Raw genomic sequence first — 15,958 nt, 5'->3', positions numbered from 1 at the left:
CAGGTAGTGCCGGCCGCTGGCCGGCACCCTCATCCCCCCGGACGGATATGCATGATTGCCGGCCGCTGGCCGGCACCCCCATGACGCCGGAAGGATGTGCATGGATGCCGGCCAGCGGCCGGCATTACCGCCATTCGTTCAAAGGAATGCCATGTTCCACCAGACCGACATCCGCACACTTCTTCCCGGAATGACGCCGTTCCCCGCCGACGTTTTTTCCCAGGAACAACCGTGGCTGGCCCAACACCTGCTGCCGCTGATCGGCATCGACCTGGGCATCCTGCGTCCGGAACTGGCCGGCACCGTGGCCACGATGCTGTGCCCGATAGAGCCGTATGAAGGCTGCATCGGCGAAGACACCGAAGCGCACCACAACGCGTTCACCGGCACCAACTGGATCGCATTCGAACTGACCACCGACAACCGCATGCGCTTCCTTGGCAACGCGGGCTACTTCGTCGGCGATCAGGAGCAGGACAGCGACGCGGTCGAGCACATCGCCGAGATGCGCGACAGTCACGCCAAGGCACACGCCTATTTCCAGACCCACGGCTCGCTGGCCAGCTACATGCGCTATGGCGATGGCCAGCCGGGCGAACAGGCGTATCTGGACAGGCTCGGCGGGCAGATTTCCGGCGGCAACTGGACCGAGACCGCCGAGATCCCGCCGGCATTCGAGATCGCGCTGGATCCGGCGATGTATGACCGCGACCGACCGGACGATGCCGAGAACGTGCGCATCACCCGCGATGGCAAACCGCTTTTCGCGGTCGCCGAAGTAGCCGGTTACAACTGGTGCGCCGCGGGCGCCGATGCCATCGTGATGCTGTACGAACCGGACAGCCGCACCGTCCTGTTCTCCTACGACTGGAGCTGACCGCGCGCGTCCCGGCCAGTACGCACTCAACGCGCGCCGCGCACCTGCAGCTGTCCATCCACCTTGCGGCCGTCTTCCAGGCTCAGCCGCAACGGCAGCTGTGCCCCCTCCTTCAGCGCCACCTCCGGCTGCATCAGCATCAGGTGCAGGCCACCCGGTTTGAGCTCGACCGTCGCACCCGCCGCGATCGGCAGCCGCTCTACCGCGCGCATCCGGCTGATCCCGTCGACCAGCGTGGTTTCGTGCAGCGAGACATCACCGAACGCCTTGCTGCCAGCGGCGATCACCACGACCGTCTCGCGACAGTCATTGCGGATCCGCCCGTAACCGGCGGCCATCGGCATCGCGCCCGGCGGCAACCGCACCCAGCCGTCGCGCAGTGACACGCAGGCAGGCGCATCGGCCACCGCCGACGCCGATGCTGCGAACGCACACAGTCCCAACAATACGCACACGAATGGTTTGGTTATCATCGGCTTCGTTCCCTGTCCGCAACGAGACTGCAGCATGACGACGCTCATCGAGGTGATCAACCATGGCCCCATCCGCGAACTGCGGCTGGCGCGTCCCCCGGTCAATGCGTTGGACACCGAGCTGTGCCGGCACCTGATCCAGGCGATCAACCAGGCCATGTCCGAGGATGTACACGGCATCGTGCTGTCCGGGAGCGAGCGCATCTTCAGTGCCGGCATGGACGTGCCGCACCTGCTCGGCCATGGCGATGACAAGCACAGGCTGCTGGACAGCTGGCAGGCCTTCTTCGGCGCCGTGCGCACCCTGGCCGAATGCCGCGTGCCGGTGGTGGCGGCCATGACCGGGCACGCCCCGGCCGGCGGCTGCGTGCTGGCCCTGTGCTGCGACTACCGGATCATCGCGCGCAGCCCCGATGCCGCCCATCCCACGGTGATCGGCCTGAACGAAGTGCAGGTCGGGCTGGTCGCGCCGGAAGGCATCCAGCGCCTGATGCGCCGCGTGGTCGGCCACCATCGGGCCACCACCCTGCTGGTCGGCGGCGAGATGGTGCCGGCCGAGCGTGCACTGCAGATCGGGCTGGTCGATGAGGTAGTCGATGCGGACCTGGTTGTCGCCCGCGCCGTGGCCTGGCTGCAGAGCCTGCTGAAGCTGCCGCGCCAACCGATGCTGCTGACCCGTGCCATCGCCCGCGCCGACCTGCACGAGGCGCTGCACGCCGACCTCATCCAGCTCGACCGCTTCGTGGACGCCTGGTACGCCCCGGACGCCCAGCAGGCGCTGCACGGGCTGGTCGCAAGGCTGGGCAAGGGGTGATCCGCGAACGCGGACACCCCGCACACACCGGTAGTGGCGGGCGGGGGGCGGCGCCCCCCCCCCCCCCGCCCAACCAGCGGGTGGGGGGGGGGTGCGGGGGGGCCGGCCCCCCGCCCCCCCCCGCCCCCCCACGACCGGACCCCGTATAATCGGCGCCAGTCCAACCCAGGTTGCCGCCTTTGTCCGCCACGCACGAACCCGTCGTTTCCGAGTTGATCGACCTGCTCTCGCTCGAACGCCTGGAAGACAATCTGTTCCGCGGCCAGAGCCGCGATATCGGCACCAAGTACGTCTTTGGCGGCCAAGTGCTGGGCCAGGCGCTGTCCGCCGCCCAGAAGACGGTCGAGAACGGCCGTCACGTGCATTCGCTGCACGCCTACTTCCTGCGCGCCGGCAACATCGACCATCCCATCGTCTATGACGTGGACCGTACCCGCGACGGCGGCAGCTTCTCCGTGCGCCGGGTCACCGCGATCCAGCACGGCAAGGTGATCTTCTTCTGCGCGGCCTCGTTCCAGCAGGCCGAGACCGGCGCCGAGCACCAGCACAAAATGCCGGAAGTACCGCAGCCGGAAGACATCGAGCCGAACCAGCCGTTGCCGCAGGCCGTGCTCGATCGCCTGCCGATCAAGGTGCAGCGCTGGCTCTCGCGGGGCGGCCCGTTCGAGTTCCGCCATGTCTACCCGCGTGACGAACTCCATCCGCCCAAGCGCCCGCCGTACCACCAGGTGTGGCTGCGCCTGAACGAGACCGTGGGCGATGCCCCCGAGCTGCATCAGGCCCTGCTCGCCTATGCGTCGGATTTCCATCTGCTCGGCACCGCGACCTTCCCGCACGGCATCAGCTATTACCAGCCGCACGTGCAGATGGCCTCGCTGGACCATGCGATCTGGTTCCACCGTCCGTTCCGCGCCGACGACTGGCTGCTGTATTCGCTGGACAGCCCCAGCGCGCAGGATTCGCGCGGCCTGGCGCGTGGCCAGTTCTTCACCCGCAACGGCATCCTGGTCGCCAGCACGGCGCAGGAAGGCCTGATCCGCGTGGTCGACGACAGTGCCGCGGCCGCCGCCGTACCGGCCAAGGACTGACATGAGACAGATATTCAACAGCCAGCGCGTGGAGACCGTCGAAGGCGTGGCCCAGCTGCTGCGCGACGCCGGCATCGAAGTGCGCATCACCAACGGGCGCTCGTACCACAGCAAGCGCGGCAGCCAGTTCAGCTATCTGGACAAGGAAAAGGCGACCACCCATCCGACCCTGTGGGTGGTGCATGCCGACGACCAGCCGCGCGCCCGCGAGATCCTGCGTGATGCGCGCCTGCTGGAAACCACCCGCCGCGATCACCCGACCGCGCAGTTCGCGTTCCGCGACGAGGTCGCCCAGAACGACGCACCGCGCAACTGGGCCTGGCGCATCCGCATCGGCCTGTTGCTGGTGATCGCTGCCGTGGCGATGGTGGTGGTCATGCGCCACCGCGGCGCCCCGACCGTGGCACCAGCGTCGGCCCCGGCCCCGGCGGTACAGCCGGCCGCGGCGCCGACCGCACCGGCGGCCACCCCACCGGAAGAAGAGGAAGTGCGGGTCCGGATCCAGCCAACTGAATAACGGGTAGTGCCGGCCGCTGGCCGGCTCCTCGTACGGGTGGAATCCTGCAGAGCCGGCCAGCGGCCGGCACTACCCGGTCACATTCCGGTCGAGGCATCGTCATACTCGGATCACCGCCGGGGAACGTGCCATGACGCATCCGCTGACCACTACGCTCGAACGCGAACTGCCCGCCGCCGCGGGCGGCTGCCAGCAGTCCTACGGGCGCATCGTGCTGGCCTGCCAGAACACGGTCACCGCGATCGCGCTGGCGATCACCCGCGACGTGCACGCCAGCGAGGACATCGCGCAGGAAGCCTTCATCAAGGCCTGGCAGCAGCTCAACCAGCTGCACAGCCATGCCAGCTTCCTGCCGTGGCTGCGCCAGATCACCCGCAACCTCGCCCGTGACTGGCTGCGCGCCAACCGCGGCCGGCCGCTGTCCGGCGAGGCCGCCGAGATCGCCATCAACATGGCCGCCGACCCCAGCCCGAGCGCCCCGGAGCACCTGCAGCGGGTGGAAGAGGAACTGGCGGCGGAAGAGATCATCTCGGCGCTGCCCGAAGACAGCCGCGAGACGCTGCTGCTGTATTACCGCGAAGGCCAGAGCTCACAGCAGGTCGCCGACCTGCTCGGCCTCAGTGACGCCGCCGTGCGCAAGCGACTGTCACGCGCTCGCGCCACCGTACGCGAAGAGATGATGCGCCGGTTCAGCGAGTTCGCGCGCAGCAGCGCACCGAGCGCTGCGTTCGCCACGACGGTGGTCTCGATGGTGCTGGTCGCCGCGCCCGGCACCGCCAGTGCCGCGATCCTGCTCGGCACCGGGCTGGGTACCAGCAAGCTCGGGCTGGGCGGTGCCAGTGTTTCCGGCGGTGCCGCCCTGGGCTCGCTGAGCGCAGCGGCCAGCCAGAGTCATGTCCTGCCGCCGGATTTCGCGTGGGGCGCCATCGCTGGCGGCGTGGTCGGGGGCGTGCTGGGCAGCTATCTCGGGGGTCGTTACCTGCTCTCGTACGCCGAGAACGAGGGCGAGCGAACCGCCATCCGCGGGTTCGTGCACTACAGCACCTTCACCGCGTTGGTGACCTGCGTGGCCGTGTTCGCCTTGAGCTTCCTGCCGCTGGCCTGGTACTGGCCCGTGGTGGCGTTGGCGGTCGGCCTGTCCATGATCAACTATCAGTGTCTCGTTCCGCTGCAGCGGATCATGGCCCCGATGATCGCGCGCGATGCGGCGCGCCATGGACGCACCGGGCCGAACTGGAAATACGAGTCGCTGTACGGCCGCAAGGCGCTGTGGGTGATGAACCTGTTCGTGGTCGGCACCATCGTCTGGGCGATGTACAAGAACGGACGGCTCTGAAACAGAAAAGCGCCGGTCGATGACCGGCGCTTTTCTCGTGCAACACCTTCGTACCGCTTACTTCGCGGCCGGTGCCTTCGGCGGCATCGGCGGCTTGCCGTCGCGGTGCTTGCCATCGCGGTGATCGCCACGCGGGCCACCGAACGGGCCCTTGGCCGCGTCGAACTCGGCCTTGCTCAGCTGCCCGTCCTTGTTGGTGTCGGCCGCGGCGAACCAGGTATCACGATGCTGCTTCATGCGCAGCTCGCGATCGGCCTTGTCCAGGTAACCATCCTTGTTGACATCCATGGCATCGAAGCGCGCGGCCAGGCGCGGGTCGGCCTTGGCTTCCTCACGGCTGATGCGGCCATCCTTGTTGGTGTCGAGCTTGGCCATCCAGTCGCCATGACCCCCCGGGCCACGCCCGTGGCGCTTGCCGTGCCAGCGCGGCAGTTCCTCGCGGGAGAGCTTGCCGTCCTTGTTGGCATCCAGGGTGTCGAACTGCGCGGCCAGACGCGGCGCCTTCGCCGCTTCGGTGCGGTCGATGAAGCCATCGCCGTTGGTATCCAGCTTGGCGCGGGCGGGCTTGTCGCCGGCGGCGGGGGTATCGGCAGCGACCGCCAGGCCGGCAGCACCGGTGGACAGCAGCAGGGCCAGCAGCAGGAGGGATGTGCGGTTGCGCATGGGTAACTCCGGTTAGTGAGGGAAACTGCGTGCGGTGCGTGGCACCCACACCGGTAACAACGCGTGGGCGCCAGCACCGTTGACAGCCCGGCGGGCCGTGTTCATTTGGCAGACAGTCGCGGCGGCTGCGACGGCACGGGGCTATGCTGTGGGCATGGCAATACACGGCGACCGCGACGACGAGCTGCGACTGTTCCAGACCGGCGACCACCCCTGTGGCTACTGGCCGGAACGGGCCGCGCGCGATCTGGTGCTCGATCCCAACGATCCGCGCCTGGGCACGCTGTACCCGATGGCGCTCGGCTGGGGCTTCCGCCGCTCCGGCGATCTGGTCTACCGCCCGCACTGCGCCGACTGCCACGCCTGCGTGGCCGTGCGCATCCCCGTGGCCCGCTTTGCACCGGACCGCAGCCAGCGCCGCTGCCTGGGCCGCAATGCCGATCTGGAAGTGCGGATCGTCGCGGCCGAACAGACCGAAGAGCAGTTCGCGCTGTACCACCGCTACCTCATCCACCGCCACGCGCAGGGCGGCATGGACGAGCACGGCCCGCACGAGTTCGACCAGTTCCTGATCGGGCGCTGGTCGCAGGGCCGTTTCATCGAAATCCGCGGCCCGGCCGAGGATGGCCATCGCGGACCGCTGCTCGGGGTCGCCGTGACCGACGTAACCCCGCAGGGGCTCTCGGCGGTCTACACCTTCTTCGATCCGGACCAGGCCCATCGCGGCCTGGGCACCTTCGCGATCCTGCAGCAGATCGCCTGGGCCCAGCGCGAGCACCTGCCGCACCTGTACCTGGGCTACTGGATCCGCGGCCACCGCAAGATGGACTACAAGCGCCGGTTCCGCCCGCTGGAGGCCTATGACGGTCGCCGCTGGCACGCGTTCGACGACGAATCGGACGGCCGCTGACGCATCACTGACACCGCGACGGGTGCAGAATAGGCGGATGAAAGCCCATCCCCTGATCCTTGCCCTGGCCCTGCTCTGCGGCGGCTGCGCACAGACCCCTGCCAAGACCGCCGCAATGCCGGATCCCGCTTCCGCACCGCTGCGGATCGCCACCTACAACACCTCCCTGTACAGCGACGAGACCGGCGGCCTGATCGCCGAGCTCGAAGGCAACAGCGAGCACGCTCGCAAGATCGCCGCCGTCCTGCAGCAGGTCCGCCCGGATCTGGTGCTGCTCAACGAGTTCGACTACGACGATGCACACCGCGCCGCCGACCTGTTCCAGAAGCGCTACCTGGAATCCGCCCAGCCGGGCGGCGGCGAGCCGCTGCACTACGCCTACCGCTACCTCGCTCCGGTCAACACCGGCGTGCAGAGCGGCCTGGACCTGGACAACAACGGCGAGATCGGCGGCGAAGGCCGCGCCCGTGGCAACGATGCCTGGGGCTACGGCCTGCACCCGGGCCAGTACGGCATGCTGGTGCTGTCGCGCTACCCGATCGATGACGCCAAGGTCCGCAGCTTCCAGCTGCTGAAGTGGAGCACGATGCCCGGCGCACTGCGTCCGATCGACCCGCGCACCGGGAAATCCTTCTACAACGACCACGTCTGGTCCCAGCTGCGCCTGTCGTCCAAATCGCATTGGGATGTTCCGGTGAACACCCCGAACGGCACCGTGCACGCCCTGGTCTCGCACCCGACCCCGCCGGTCTTCGACGGTCCGGAAAAGCGCAACGCCGCCCGCAACCACGACGAACTGCGCCTCTGGCAGGACTACCTCAAGGACCGTGACACGTCGTGGCTGTGCGATGACCGCGGCCACTGCGGCGGCCTTCCGCAGGACGCACGCTTCGTCATCCTTGGCGACCTCAACAACGACCCGGTCGACGGCGACGGCCGCCATGACGCCATCGTCGAACTGATCGAAAACGCCCGCGTCCTGCGCTACCCCACCCCGCGCAGCGTCGGCGCCGAGCAGACCAGCCTGGCCTATGCCGAGAAGGGCATCGTCCGCAAAGGCGCCCCCTTCCACGCCACCGGCGACTTCGGCCCCAAGTCCGGCACCATGCGCCTGGACTACGTGCTGCCCTCGGTCGGCTTCAGCTACATCGGCAGCGGCGTGTTCTGGCCGTCCAATGACAGCCCGGAAGCGAAGATTGCCGACGGCAGCGACCACCATCTGGTGTGGGTGGACGTGAAGTAACGCCTGCTTCGTTCTGAACGGAAAAACGGCGAGCCAAGGCTCGCCGTTTTTCGTTTGCTCCGCTGTCCCAACCGCCCAACCGACCGTCCGCGAAGAGGTGATCGGGCAGCCCGATGAAGGACCGTGTGCGGCATGGATGCCGCACTACGAGCCCCCATGGATGGGTTTACGGCGGGTCCTGCATCGGGCTGCCCGATCGCCTCACACCGACAGCACCCAAGGCGCCCGGCTTCGGCTTCGGCTTCGGCTTCGAACTCGCCTCACGAGCGCAACTCGATCCCGATAGCCTCAGCCGCCTCACGCGCAATCTTCCGCGCCTCGTCGATATCCGCGCCACGCGCCAACGTCACGCCCACACGGCGATGCCCGTGCACGCTCGGCTTGCCGAACAGACGCAGCGCCGAATCCGGATGCACCAGCGCCGCGGCCACATTGCTGAAGAACGGCACGCCCTCGCCATGCGCCAGCATCGCGCACGACGCCGACGGACCGCTCTGGCGGATCACCGGAATCGGCAACCCCAGAATCGCCCGCGCATGCAGCGCGAACTCACTCAGCTCCTGCGATGCCAACGTCACCAGGCCGGTGTCGTGCGGACGCGGCGATACCTCGCTGAACCACACCTCGTCGCCCTTCACGAACAACTCGACCCCGAACAGGCCCCAGCCGCCGAGCTCATCGGTGATCGCCTGCGAAATCTCCTCCGCCCGCGCCAGCGCACGCGGCGACATCGGCTGCGGCTGCCAGCTCTCGCGGTAATCCCCGTCCTTCTGCCAATGCCCGATCGGCGCACAGAACGACGTCCCGCCCGCGTGGCGAACGGTCAGCAGGGTGATTTCGTACTCGAAATCGATGAAGCCCTCGACGATGCAGCGCCCGGCGCCCGCACGGCCACCGGTCTGCGCGTACTCCCACGCGGGCGCGATGTCCGCGTCCTGGCGCAACGTGCTCTGGCCTTTGCCCGAGGAGGACATCACCGGCTTGACCACGCACGGCAGCCCGATCGCCGCCACGGCTGCACGGTACTCGGCGTCGGTATCGACGAAGCGGTAGGGCGAGGTCGGCAGGCCCAGGGTCTCGGCGGCAAGCCGGCGGATGCCCTCGCGGTCCATGGTCAGGCGTGCCGCACGCGCGGTCGGCACCACCCGCAGGCCCTGCTCCTGTTCCAGCTGGACCAGCGTTTCGGTATGGATCGCCTCGATCTCCGGCACCACCAGGTGCGGCTTCTCCAGCGCGATCAACGCGCGCAGCGCCATCGCGTCGAGCATGTCGATCACGTGCGAACGGTGTGCCACCTGCATGGCCGGTGCATTGGCATAGCGATCGGCGGCGATCACCTCCACGCCCAGGCGCTGCAGCTCGATGGCGACTTCCTTGCCGAGTTCGCCGGATCCCAGCAGCAGCACACGGGTGGCGGAAGGAGACAGCGGCGTACCGAGCGTGGACATGGCGGTGTTCCGGGCAACAGGGCGGGAGGGCATTCTAGCCGCTGCGGCGGCCCGCGGCCGGCCCGACGGGCCGGATGGCCGACCGCAGCAAGGCGTTCTGCCTGATCACCGACAGCAGCCGGGTGCTGTACCTGCCGTTGCGCGATGGCAGCGCCCTGGTGATCAGGCCGGAGCGTCCACGCGCGCTGCTGGAGGCGCTGCAGGCGCTGGCCGGACCGCCGGGCGCGCACTAAGCTGGCGGCATGCGTAAATCCCCTGCCCTGCTGATCAACACCGCCGAGATCGAACTCTGGCCCGGCGGCCTGCTGCGTGCGCGCAGCTCCGCCGACGCGCGCGCCCTGGCCCGTGCGCAGTGGGTACTGCGGCGCAAGCGCGATGGCCGCTACCTCGCCGTCGCCACTTCCCACGGCGTCCTGCCCCTGGTGCCGCGCCTGATGCGCGAGCCGGGCATCGAGGAGGCGCTGGACACACTCGACCGCCAGCTGCTGGATCGCCGCCGCGGCAGCGCGCCTGACGCCGTGCTGCCCCTGAGTGGACTGCAGGATCGCCTGGAGACCCTGGGCATCGATGCCGATGCCTACGAAGCCGCTACCGGACTGGCACTGGAAGCCGAACCGACCCAGCTTCACCTGGCCGGTTTCGACCGCTACCGGCGCCCCCTGTGGCTGCACCGCGACGCTGCCCGAGGCTGGCAACGCCTGCGCCAGCAGGCGGCCAGCGATGGCATCGCGCTGGATGCGATCTCCGGCTACCGCAGCCACGATTACCAGCTCGGCATCTTCGCGCGCAAACGCGACCGTGGGCTGGGCGTGGAGGACATCCTGAAGGTCAATGCCGCGCCGGGCTACAGCGAGCACCACAGCGGTTACGCGCTGGATATCGGCACGCCGGGCGAACCGCCGGCCGAAGAATCGTTCGAATCCACGGCCGCCTTCGCGTGGCTGGGCGAGCATGCAGGGCGCTTCGGGTTCCAGCTGAGCTACCCGCGCGACAACCCGCACGGCATCGTCTACGAACCGTGGCACTGGTGCTGGCGGCGGCCTCGCGGGTGACTCCGTCCTGCCTCAGTCCTGCGAGCGGTTGGTCGTCGCCTTCGGATCCACGGTGAAATCGGCGATCCGCCACAGGTACAGGCTGGCGTAGGTCCGGAACGGCCCCCACTTCTCGCCGCGGGCAAGCAGCTCCTTCGGGCTCGGCATCCGCTCGGCCTTGTCCACGCGCTGCGCGCCCTTGCGGACTCCCAGGTCGTCGACCGGCAGGATGTCCGGGCGGCCGAGCCGGAACATCAACATCATTTCCACCGTCCAGCGGCCGATGCCGCGGATCGGCACCAGGGCGTCGATGATCGCGTCGTGGTCCATCACCGACATCCGGCGCAGGTCGGGAATCTCGCCGGCCACCTCGCGCCGCGCGAGGTCGCGCAGCGCCAGCGCCTTGTTGCCCGAGACCCCGCACACCCGCAGCCCCGGATCGTCGATGCGCGACAGCGTATCGGCATGCAGCCGGCTGCTCCCGATCGCGGTTTCCACCCGCCCCACGATGGTCGAGGCGGCCTTGCCGCTGAGCTGCTGGAACAGGATCGCCCGCGCCAGCGCATCGACCGGGTCGAAGCTCTTCGCCCAGCCCGGCTGTGCCTGGATCGGGCCGAGCCGCTTCATCCACGTGCCCAGCCGGCGGTCGCGCCGGCTCAGCCAGTCATGGGCTTCATCGACATCGAAGCCGCGGCGGTAACGGGGCATGTCAGCGCCTCAGGGCATTCAGGCCGTAGGCCAGCCAGCCCACCATCAGGGCGGTGCCCCCGACCGGCGCCAGCTGGGTGCTGAGCTTCCACAGCGCGCCAGCCACCAGGCTGCCGGAGAACAGCAGCGTGCCGATCAGCAGGACATACAGGGCCAGCCGGCCCAAGGTGTTCTGCTGGGTCGGGCCAAGCACCGCCAGCGCCACGCCATGCCCGAACGCGTACAGCGCCGCGGTGGTCACATGCGACTGCGCCTGTGGGTCGGCGATGCCATGCGAGGCATACGCGGACAGGCCGACCGCGGTGGCCGCCAGCAGGCCGCCCAGGCCGGCCAGCAGGGAGGGTTTGCGCGTGCGTCGTTCCAGGTTGAGCATGCTTGCGTCCTTCAGACAGTGCCCCGCTGCCGGAGCCCAAAAAAAAACGCGCCGCAGGAAGCGGCGCGTTTCAGGTCGTGCGTTACATCACGGCAACCGTCGGCTTACTTGACGGCCCAGTAGATGTCGTACGTGCCTTCCGGAGTGAACGACTTTTCCACGCCGTCCTTCCAGGACTCGTACGGACGGTCGATCACTTCGTTGCCGCCGGTCACCGACCACGCACGCAGGGCGTTGCGGGCGATGTCCAGGCCGGCCATGTGGCCGGTGTAGGCCGCGTGGGCCGAACGGTGCGGAGCAACATGCACGTACTTGACCGGTGCACCACCGTCGATCTTCACCGTCAGGGCTTCGGCAGTCGCGCCTTCAGCACCCTTCTTCTTGACCGGCTGGGCCACGTCGAAGGCGTACTTCTCGGCGCCGAAATCGGTGGTGATGATGCGGAACGGACCGGCGGCTTCGAGGTTGTTGGCCTCCATGACGCGCTTGATCCACTCCTGGTTGTCCTTGATGGACTTGGTGATGGTCTCCTGGCCGCGGTCCACGTTGCCGGCGGTGACGACCAGCAGGTCCTCGGCCGGGACGTCCACGATGGCCAGATCGGTCAGCGGGGCTTCGGCGGTGCGGTAGTCCACGTTCGGCACGGTGGCCAGCATGTTGGCCATGCGCGACAGACCCAGCTTCAGGTCGTCACCGGCGTGACGGCTGACGTACAGGCCCGCGTAACGACCGAACAGGTTGAAACCGTACTTGACGCTGTAGTCCTGCGTGATCTTGACGTTGCGGCCACCCTTGCCGGTCGGCTCCAGGGTGAAGTTGGTCACCTTGTCGTGACCCTTGCTCTCGTCTTCGATGGCGATCGCAACGTGCTTGTTCTGCTCGGACTCGGTGATCACCCAGCTACCCTGGCCCAAGGAACCTTCCTTGGAGGTGTAGTCCAGGCGTGCGCCGACGCCGGCAGCCGGGCCGGAGTGCTTCAGTTCAACGGCGGGATCGCGCAGCAAGAGCGGGTTCCAGTCCTTGAAGCGGCGCAGGCTGTTGACCGTGTCGAACACGATCGTCATCTTGCGGTTGGTCTCGATGCTTTCGGAAATATGGCGCTCGCCCGGCAGACATACGCCAATGATGACGAACAGGCCAGCCACGATCCCCAAGGCGATCAGGAACTCGATAATACGGGTCATTCAGGAGTCTCCGGGGCCGATCCCACGGCCGGGTTGATTGAAGCGAAGCGCCAATCCTAGCAGGCTTCGCCGGTGTTGTTGATCAGGGTTGGCACACCGGTTTCCATGTCGGCAGCGGTTTTGCATAGACAAGGAGCGGAAAGATAACGCATCGCGCGTGTCAGCACGTAGCGGATGGACAATATTTCTTTGCCGGATTCGGCCGCCGGGCTCGAAAACACCCCTGCATCGCTTGCGCTGCAAGGGTTTCACGGATTTCAGAAAATACCCGGCAGCGGCGGCCACCCGAAGGTCTCCGCCGGCCCGCCAGGCTCAGACCAGCTGCAGCTCGAAGGCCTTGAGCACCGCCCGGGTGCGGTCGCGCACGCCCAGCTTGGAGAGGATGTTGGACACGTGGTTCTTGATGGTGCCCTCCGCCACCCCGAGTGAATTGGCGATCTCCTTGTTCGAGAAGCCACTGGCCATCAGCCGCAGGATCTCGGTCTCCCGGTCGGTCAACGGGTCCGGCCGGTCCAGGCTCACGAACTCGTTGCGCATGTGCTCCAGGCCCGACAGCAGGCGCTGGGTGACCGCCGGCTGCACCAGCGAGCCGCCGTCGGCCACGGTCCGGATCGCGCCCACCAGCTGGTCCAGGGTCACATCCTTGAGGAGGTAGCCCTTGGCGCCGGCCTTGAGCCCGGCCAGCACCAGCTGGTCGTCATCGAAGGTGGTCAGGATGATGGTCGGCGGCAGCTGGTTCAGCCGCGACAGCATCTGCAGCGCTTCCAGGCCCGACATGACCGGCATGCGCATGTCCATCAGGACCACGTCCGGGCGGACCTGCGGAACCACTTCGACGGCCTGGCGGCCATCGGCGGCCTCGGCGACCACCTCGATGCCGTCATCGAGCGCCAGCAGCGAGCGGATTCCCTGCCGCACCAGGGTTTGGTCGTCGACCAGGCAGACGCGAATCATCAACGCACTCCTTCAATGACAGCGGTCAGCATCAGCACTGGCACGCCGGGTACCGAGGCACGAAGGCGGAAGCCCTGTCCCCGGCGGGTTTCGATCTGCAGCTCACCACCGCATTGTTGCAGGCGCTCGCGCATCCCGCGCAACCCGTTGCCGACCACGATCCCGTCGGCGCCCAACCCGTCATCATGCGCTTCCAGCACCACGACGCCCGGCGGCTCGCGCCGGACCTTGATCCACAGGTTGCGCGCGCCGGCATGGCGCACCGCATTGGTGATGATTTCCTGGGTGCAGCGCAGCAGCACGTGGGCGCGCTCGGGGTCTTCCACGCTCAGCGGCTCGTCGATGTCCAGGTGGATCTCCAGCGAGGGCACCTGCTCGGTCAGCGGCCGCAGGGCGGCGGCCAGGTCGATCGCCCCGCTGTCGCGCAGCTGGCTGACCGCCTCGCGCACATCGGTCAGCAGCAGCTTGGCCAGGGTGTGGGCCTGATGTACGTGTTCCTGGGCCTGGCCCTCGGTGATGTGGCCGGCCACTTCCAGGTTCAGGCTGAGGGCGGTCAGGTGGTGGCCCAGCAGGTCGTGCAGCTCGCGCGAGATGCGCGTGCGTTCGTTGACCCGCGCGCTCTCGGCCAGCAGCACGCGGGTGGCGCGCAGCTCCGTGTTGAGCCGCCGCTGCTCTTCCCGGGCATCGGTCTGCTGGCGCGCGACCAGGCTGGTCACGAAGATGAACATGGAGAAGCCGCCATACAGCAGCGACTGCATCACCGCCTCGAACAGCGAGAAGTTCAGGATCAGGTAGTAGACCGGCAGCACCGCCAGCTGGCTGAGCAGCAGCCAGATCACGCCGCCGCGTACCGGCAGCATCCACGGGATGACGCCGGCGGCGACCATCATCAGGATGCTGCCCAGGCCCGAGCCGCTCAGATAGCTCACGCCCAGCGCCGAGGTGGTGAGCAGCACCAGCATCACCCGGTCGTACCAGCGCGAGTGGCCGCCGTTGCGCAGCCCGCGGGTCAGCCAGAAGTAGCCGGCGCCGAAAGCCAGGTAGGCCGCGAACAGCCACAGCGCCCAGGCATCGACGCCACCGCCGCGGCGCAGCAGTGCTTCGTACTGTGAGTAAACCAGAGGGAGTCCGACCATGACCCAGGTGAACAGGCCGGCCAGTCGCAGTACTCGGGTGTGGCTGAGGTATCCCAACATGGACGCATAGTAGGCTGAACCTGTTCCCCTGCACTCCCACAGAAGTCATGCCTGTCGGCTCGCGGGGGGAAGCCACCCATGCAATAATCGGACCGAGGGCCCCTCGATGGGCCAACCGCGTTACCCCACGGAGTCACAATGTCGATTGTCATCCGCGACGTGCGCGAGCACGAGCTCGATTCCGTCCTGGCCCTGAACAACAATGCCGGCCTGGCCATCCTGCCGTTGGATGCCGCCCGCCTGCGCCTGTTCTATGAAAGCGCTGAGTATTTCCGCGTCGCCGAGCGCGACGGCAACCTGGCCGGTTTCCTGATCGGCTTCGGCAGCGACAGCCAGCACGACAGCAGCAACTTTGCCTGGTTCAAGCAGCAGCTGGGCAGCAAATTCTTCTATATCGACCGCATCGTGGTCGCCAGCCGCCGTCGCGGCGGTGGCGTCGGCCGTGCGTTCTATGCCGATGCACAGAGCTACGCCGAGCTGCGCTACCCGCAGCTGACCTGCGAGGTCTTCCTCGACCACGGTGCCGATGCCGCCCTGCTCTTCCACGGCAGCTTCGGCTTCCGCGAGGTCGGCCAGAACAACATGGCCCACGTCGATGTGCGTGCCAGCATGCTGCTCAAGGACCTGTGCAGTTACCAGTGGGTGCACGACACCTACGGCGACCAGTTGCCGGATGTGCCCTGGGTGGGCCATCGCCGCGAGCCGCTGCGCGTCCAGCAGCAGACGGGGACCTGATCGGTGGCGGCGAACATGGATTTTGAACAGGCCGGTGAACTGAAGATCGGCCAGGTCGGCATCGCCAACCTGCGTATCCGCACCCTCGACGTCGAACGCCTCACCCGTGAAATGCAGGAACGCGTCGCGCGTGCTCCGAAGCTGTTCGGGCGTGCTGCGGTCATCCTCGATTTCGGCGGGCTCAGCAGGATGCCGGACGTGGCCACCGCCAAGGCGCTGCTGGATGGCCTGCGCAAGGCCGGCGTGCTGCCGGTCGCGCTCGCCTACGGCACCACCGAAACCGACCTGCTCTCCCAGCAGCTCGGCCTGCCGCTGCTGGCCAAGTTCCGCGCCCAGTACGAACGCGCCGAGGCCGAGCCGGCCGCCGCGCCTGCCCGGGCGCCTGCGCCGGTGGCCGAGCCGCCGCGC

18 protein-coding genes and 1 pseudogene are annotated in these 15,958 nt (G+C 67.9%); 11 read left to right on the top strand and 8 right to left on the bottom strand.

The annotated features are described in order from the left end of the window. Positions 1 to 151 precede the first annotated feature (151 nt). Positions 152 to 877 carry an enolase gene (locus tag ABE424_RS16900; protein WP_346492033.1) on the top strand — a complete coding sequence of 242 codons (726 nt, stop codon included), beginning with the start codon at positions 152 to 154 and terminating at the stop codon, positions 875 to 877. A gap of 26 nt (positions 878 to 903) precedes the next feature. Here ABE424_RS16900 and ABE424_RS16895 read toward each other — a convergent pair whose 3' ends face one another. Then, the gene (locus ABE424_RS16895) at positions 904 to 1,350 is read right to left on the bottom strand and encodes a copper chaperone PCu(A)C (RefSeq protein ID WP_346492107.1); all 447 of its coding nucleotides are present in this window, start codon (positions 1,348 to 1,350) and stop codon (positions 904 to 906) included. Positions 1,351 to 1,384: 34 nt separating this feature from the next. On the opposite strand from ABE424_RS16895, the gene ABE424_RS16890 reads away from it, so the two are divergent. From ABE424_RS16890 to ABE424_RS16875, 4 genes are all read left to right on the top strand, one after another. Further along, the gene (locus ABE424_RS16890) at positions 1,385 to 2,164 is read left to right on the top strand and encodes an enoyl-CoA hydratase/isomerase family protein (RefSeq protein WP_346492032.1); all 780 of its coding nucleotides are present in this window, start codon (positions 1,385 to 1,387) and stop codon (positions 2,162 to 2,164) included. A 179-nt stretch (positions 2,165 to 2,343) separates the two neighbouring features. Continuing rightward, a complete protein-coding gene (tesB, locus tag ABE424_RS16885; RefSeq protein ID WP_176990062.1) occupies positions 2,344 to 3,252 on the top strand; it encodes an acyl-CoA thioesterase II in 909 nt (302 codons plus the stop codon). A 1-nt stretch (position 3,253) separates the two neighbouring features. After that, on the top strand, positions 3,254 to 3,769 hold the full coding sequence (locus tag ABE424_RS16880) for a DUF2007 domain-containing protein (RefSeq protein ID WP_346492838.1): 516 nt from the start codon (positions 3,254 to 3,256) through the stop codon (positions 3,767 to 3,769). Between the two features lie 130 nt (positions 3,770 to 3,899). After that, positions 3,900 to 5,105 (top strand): RNA polymerase sigma factor, encoded by a 1,206-nt coding sequence (locus ABE424_RS16875; RefSeq protein ID WP_346492837.1) that lies wholly within the window; start codon positions 3,900 to 3,902, stop codon positions 5,103 to 5,105. 57 nt (positions 5,106 to 5,162) lie between these two features. Here ABE424_RS16875 and ABE424_RS16870 read toward each other — a convergent pair whose 3' ends face one another. Beyond that, positions 5,163 to 5,768, bottom strand: coding sequence for an EF-hand domain-containing protein (locus ABE424_RS16870; protein ID WP_346492836.1), 606 nt, complete (start codon positions 5,766 to 5,768; stop codon positions 5,163 to 5,165). A gap of 154 nt (positions 5,769 to 5,922) precedes the next feature. Here ABE424_RS16870 and ABE424_RS16865 point away from each other — a divergent pair, with 154 nt between their 5' ends. Continuing rightward, positions 5,923 to 6,678, top strand: coding sequence for an arginyltransferase (locus ABE424_RS16865; protein ID WP_346492835.1), 756 nt, complete (start codon positions 5,923 to 5,925; stop codon positions 6,676 to 6,678). A gap of 37 nt (positions 6,679 to 6,715) precedes the next feature. Continuing rightward, positions 6,716 to 7,921 (top strand): endonuclease/exonuclease/phosphatase family protein, encoded by a 1,206-nt coding sequence (locus ABE424_RS16860; RefSeq protein ID WP_346492834.1) that lies wholly within the window; start codon positions 6,716 to 6,718, stop codon positions 7,919 to 7,921. Between the two features lie 260 nt (positions 7,922 to 8,181). Here ABE424_RS16860 and purT read toward each other — a convergent pair whose 3' ends face one another. Further along, positions 8,182 to 9,369 (bottom strand): formate-dependent phosphoribosylglycinamide formyltransferase, encoded by a 1,188-nt coding sequence (gene purT, locus ABE424_RS16855; protein WP_346492833.1) that lies wholly within the window; start codon positions 9,367 to 9,369, stop codon positions 8,182 to 8,184. Positions 9,370 to 9,443: 74 nt separating this feature from the next. On the opposite strand from purT, the gene ABE424_RS16850 reads away from it, so the two are divergent. Both ABE424_RS16850 and ABE424_RS16845 read left to right on the top strand, forming a co-directional pair. Next, positions 9,444 to 9,602 (top strand): hypothetical protein, encoded by a 159-nt coding sequence (locus ABE424_RS16850; RefSeq protein ID WP_346492832.1) that lies wholly within the window; start codon positions 9,444 to 9,446, stop codon positions 9,600 to 9,602. Positions 9,603 to 9,611: 9 nt separating this feature from the next. Then, positions 9,612 to 10,421 carry a M15 family metallopeptidase gene (locus tag ABE424_RS16845; protein WP_346492831.1) on the top strand — a complete coding sequence of 270 codons (810 nt, stop codon included), beginning with the start codon at positions 9,612 to 9,614 and terminating at the stop codon, positions 10,419 to 10,421. A 12-nt stretch (positions 10,422 to 10,433) separates the two neighbouring features. Here the strand turns inward: ABE424_RS16845 and ABE424_RS16840 are convergent, their stop codons facing one another. The 5 genes from ABE424_RS16840 to ABE424_RS16820 all read right to left on the bottom strand — a co-directional run bounded on the left by ABE424_RS16840 (position 10,434) and on the right by ABE424_RS16820 (position 14,815). Further along, positions 10,434 to 11,108, bottom strand: a complete 675-nt coding sequence (locus ABE424_RS16840; protein WP_346492830.1) for a DNA-3-methyladenine glycosylase — start codon at positions 11,106 to 11,108, stop codon at positions 10,434 to 10,436. A gap of 1 nt (position 11,109) precedes the next feature. Continuing rightward, on the bottom strand, positions 11,110 to 11,481 hold the full coding sequence (locus ABE424_RS16835; RefSeq protein WP_088432118.1) for a DUF423 domain-containing protein: 372 nt from the start codon (positions 11,479 to 11,481) through the stop codon (positions 11,110 to 11,112). Between the two features lie 104 nt (positions 11,482 to 11,585). Then, positions 11,586 to 12,665 carry an SRPBCC family protein gene (locus ABE424_RS16830; RefSeq protein ID WP_346479856.1) on the bottom strand — a complete coding sequence of 360 codons (1,080 nt, stop codon included), beginning with the start codon at positions 12,663 to 12,665 and terminating at the stop codon, positions 11,586 to 11,588. A 312-nt stretch (positions 12,666 to 12,977) separates the two neighbouring features. Further along, positions 12,978 to 13,619: a response regulator transcription factor gene (locus tag ABE424_RS16825; protein ID WP_019184539.1), complete on the bottom strand. Its 642-nt coding sequence runs from the start codon at positions 13,617 to 13,619 to the stop codon at positions 12,978 to 12,980. After that, the gene (locus ABE424_RS16820; protein ID WP_346492829.1) at positions 13,619 to 14,815 is read right to left on the bottom strand and encodes a histidine kinase; all 1,197 of its coding nucleotides are present in this window, start codon (positions 14,813 to 14,815) and stop codon (positions 13,619 to 13,621) included. Before ABE424_RS16820 ends, ABE424_RS16825 begins: the two co-directional genes overlap by 1 nt. Before the next feature lie 138 nt (positions 14,816 to 14,953). Here ABE424_RS16820 and ABE424_RS16815 point away from each other — a divergent pair, with 138 nt between their 5' ends. Next, positions 14,954 to 15,550, top strand: coding sequence for a GNAT family N-acetyltransferase (locus ABE424_RS16815; protein ID WP_179459506.1), 597 nt, complete (start codon positions 14,954 to 14,956; stop codon positions 15,548 to 15,550). A 15-nt stretch (positions 15,551 to 15,565) separates the two neighbouring features. After that, positions 15,566 to 15,958: pseudogene (minC, locus tag ABE424_RS16810) on the top strand (septum site-determining protein MinC); the annotation flags it as partial.

It is taken from the genome of Stenotrophomonas sp. TWI1149 (genome assembly GCF_039673155.1).
Lineage (GTDB): Bacteria > Pseudomonadota > Gammaproteobacteria > Xanthomonadales > Xanthomonadaceae > Stenotrophomonas > Stenotrophomonas maltophilia_AA.
Note: the sequence above shows the minus strand (reverse complement) of the source record. Positions and strands in the feature narration are given on the sequence as shown.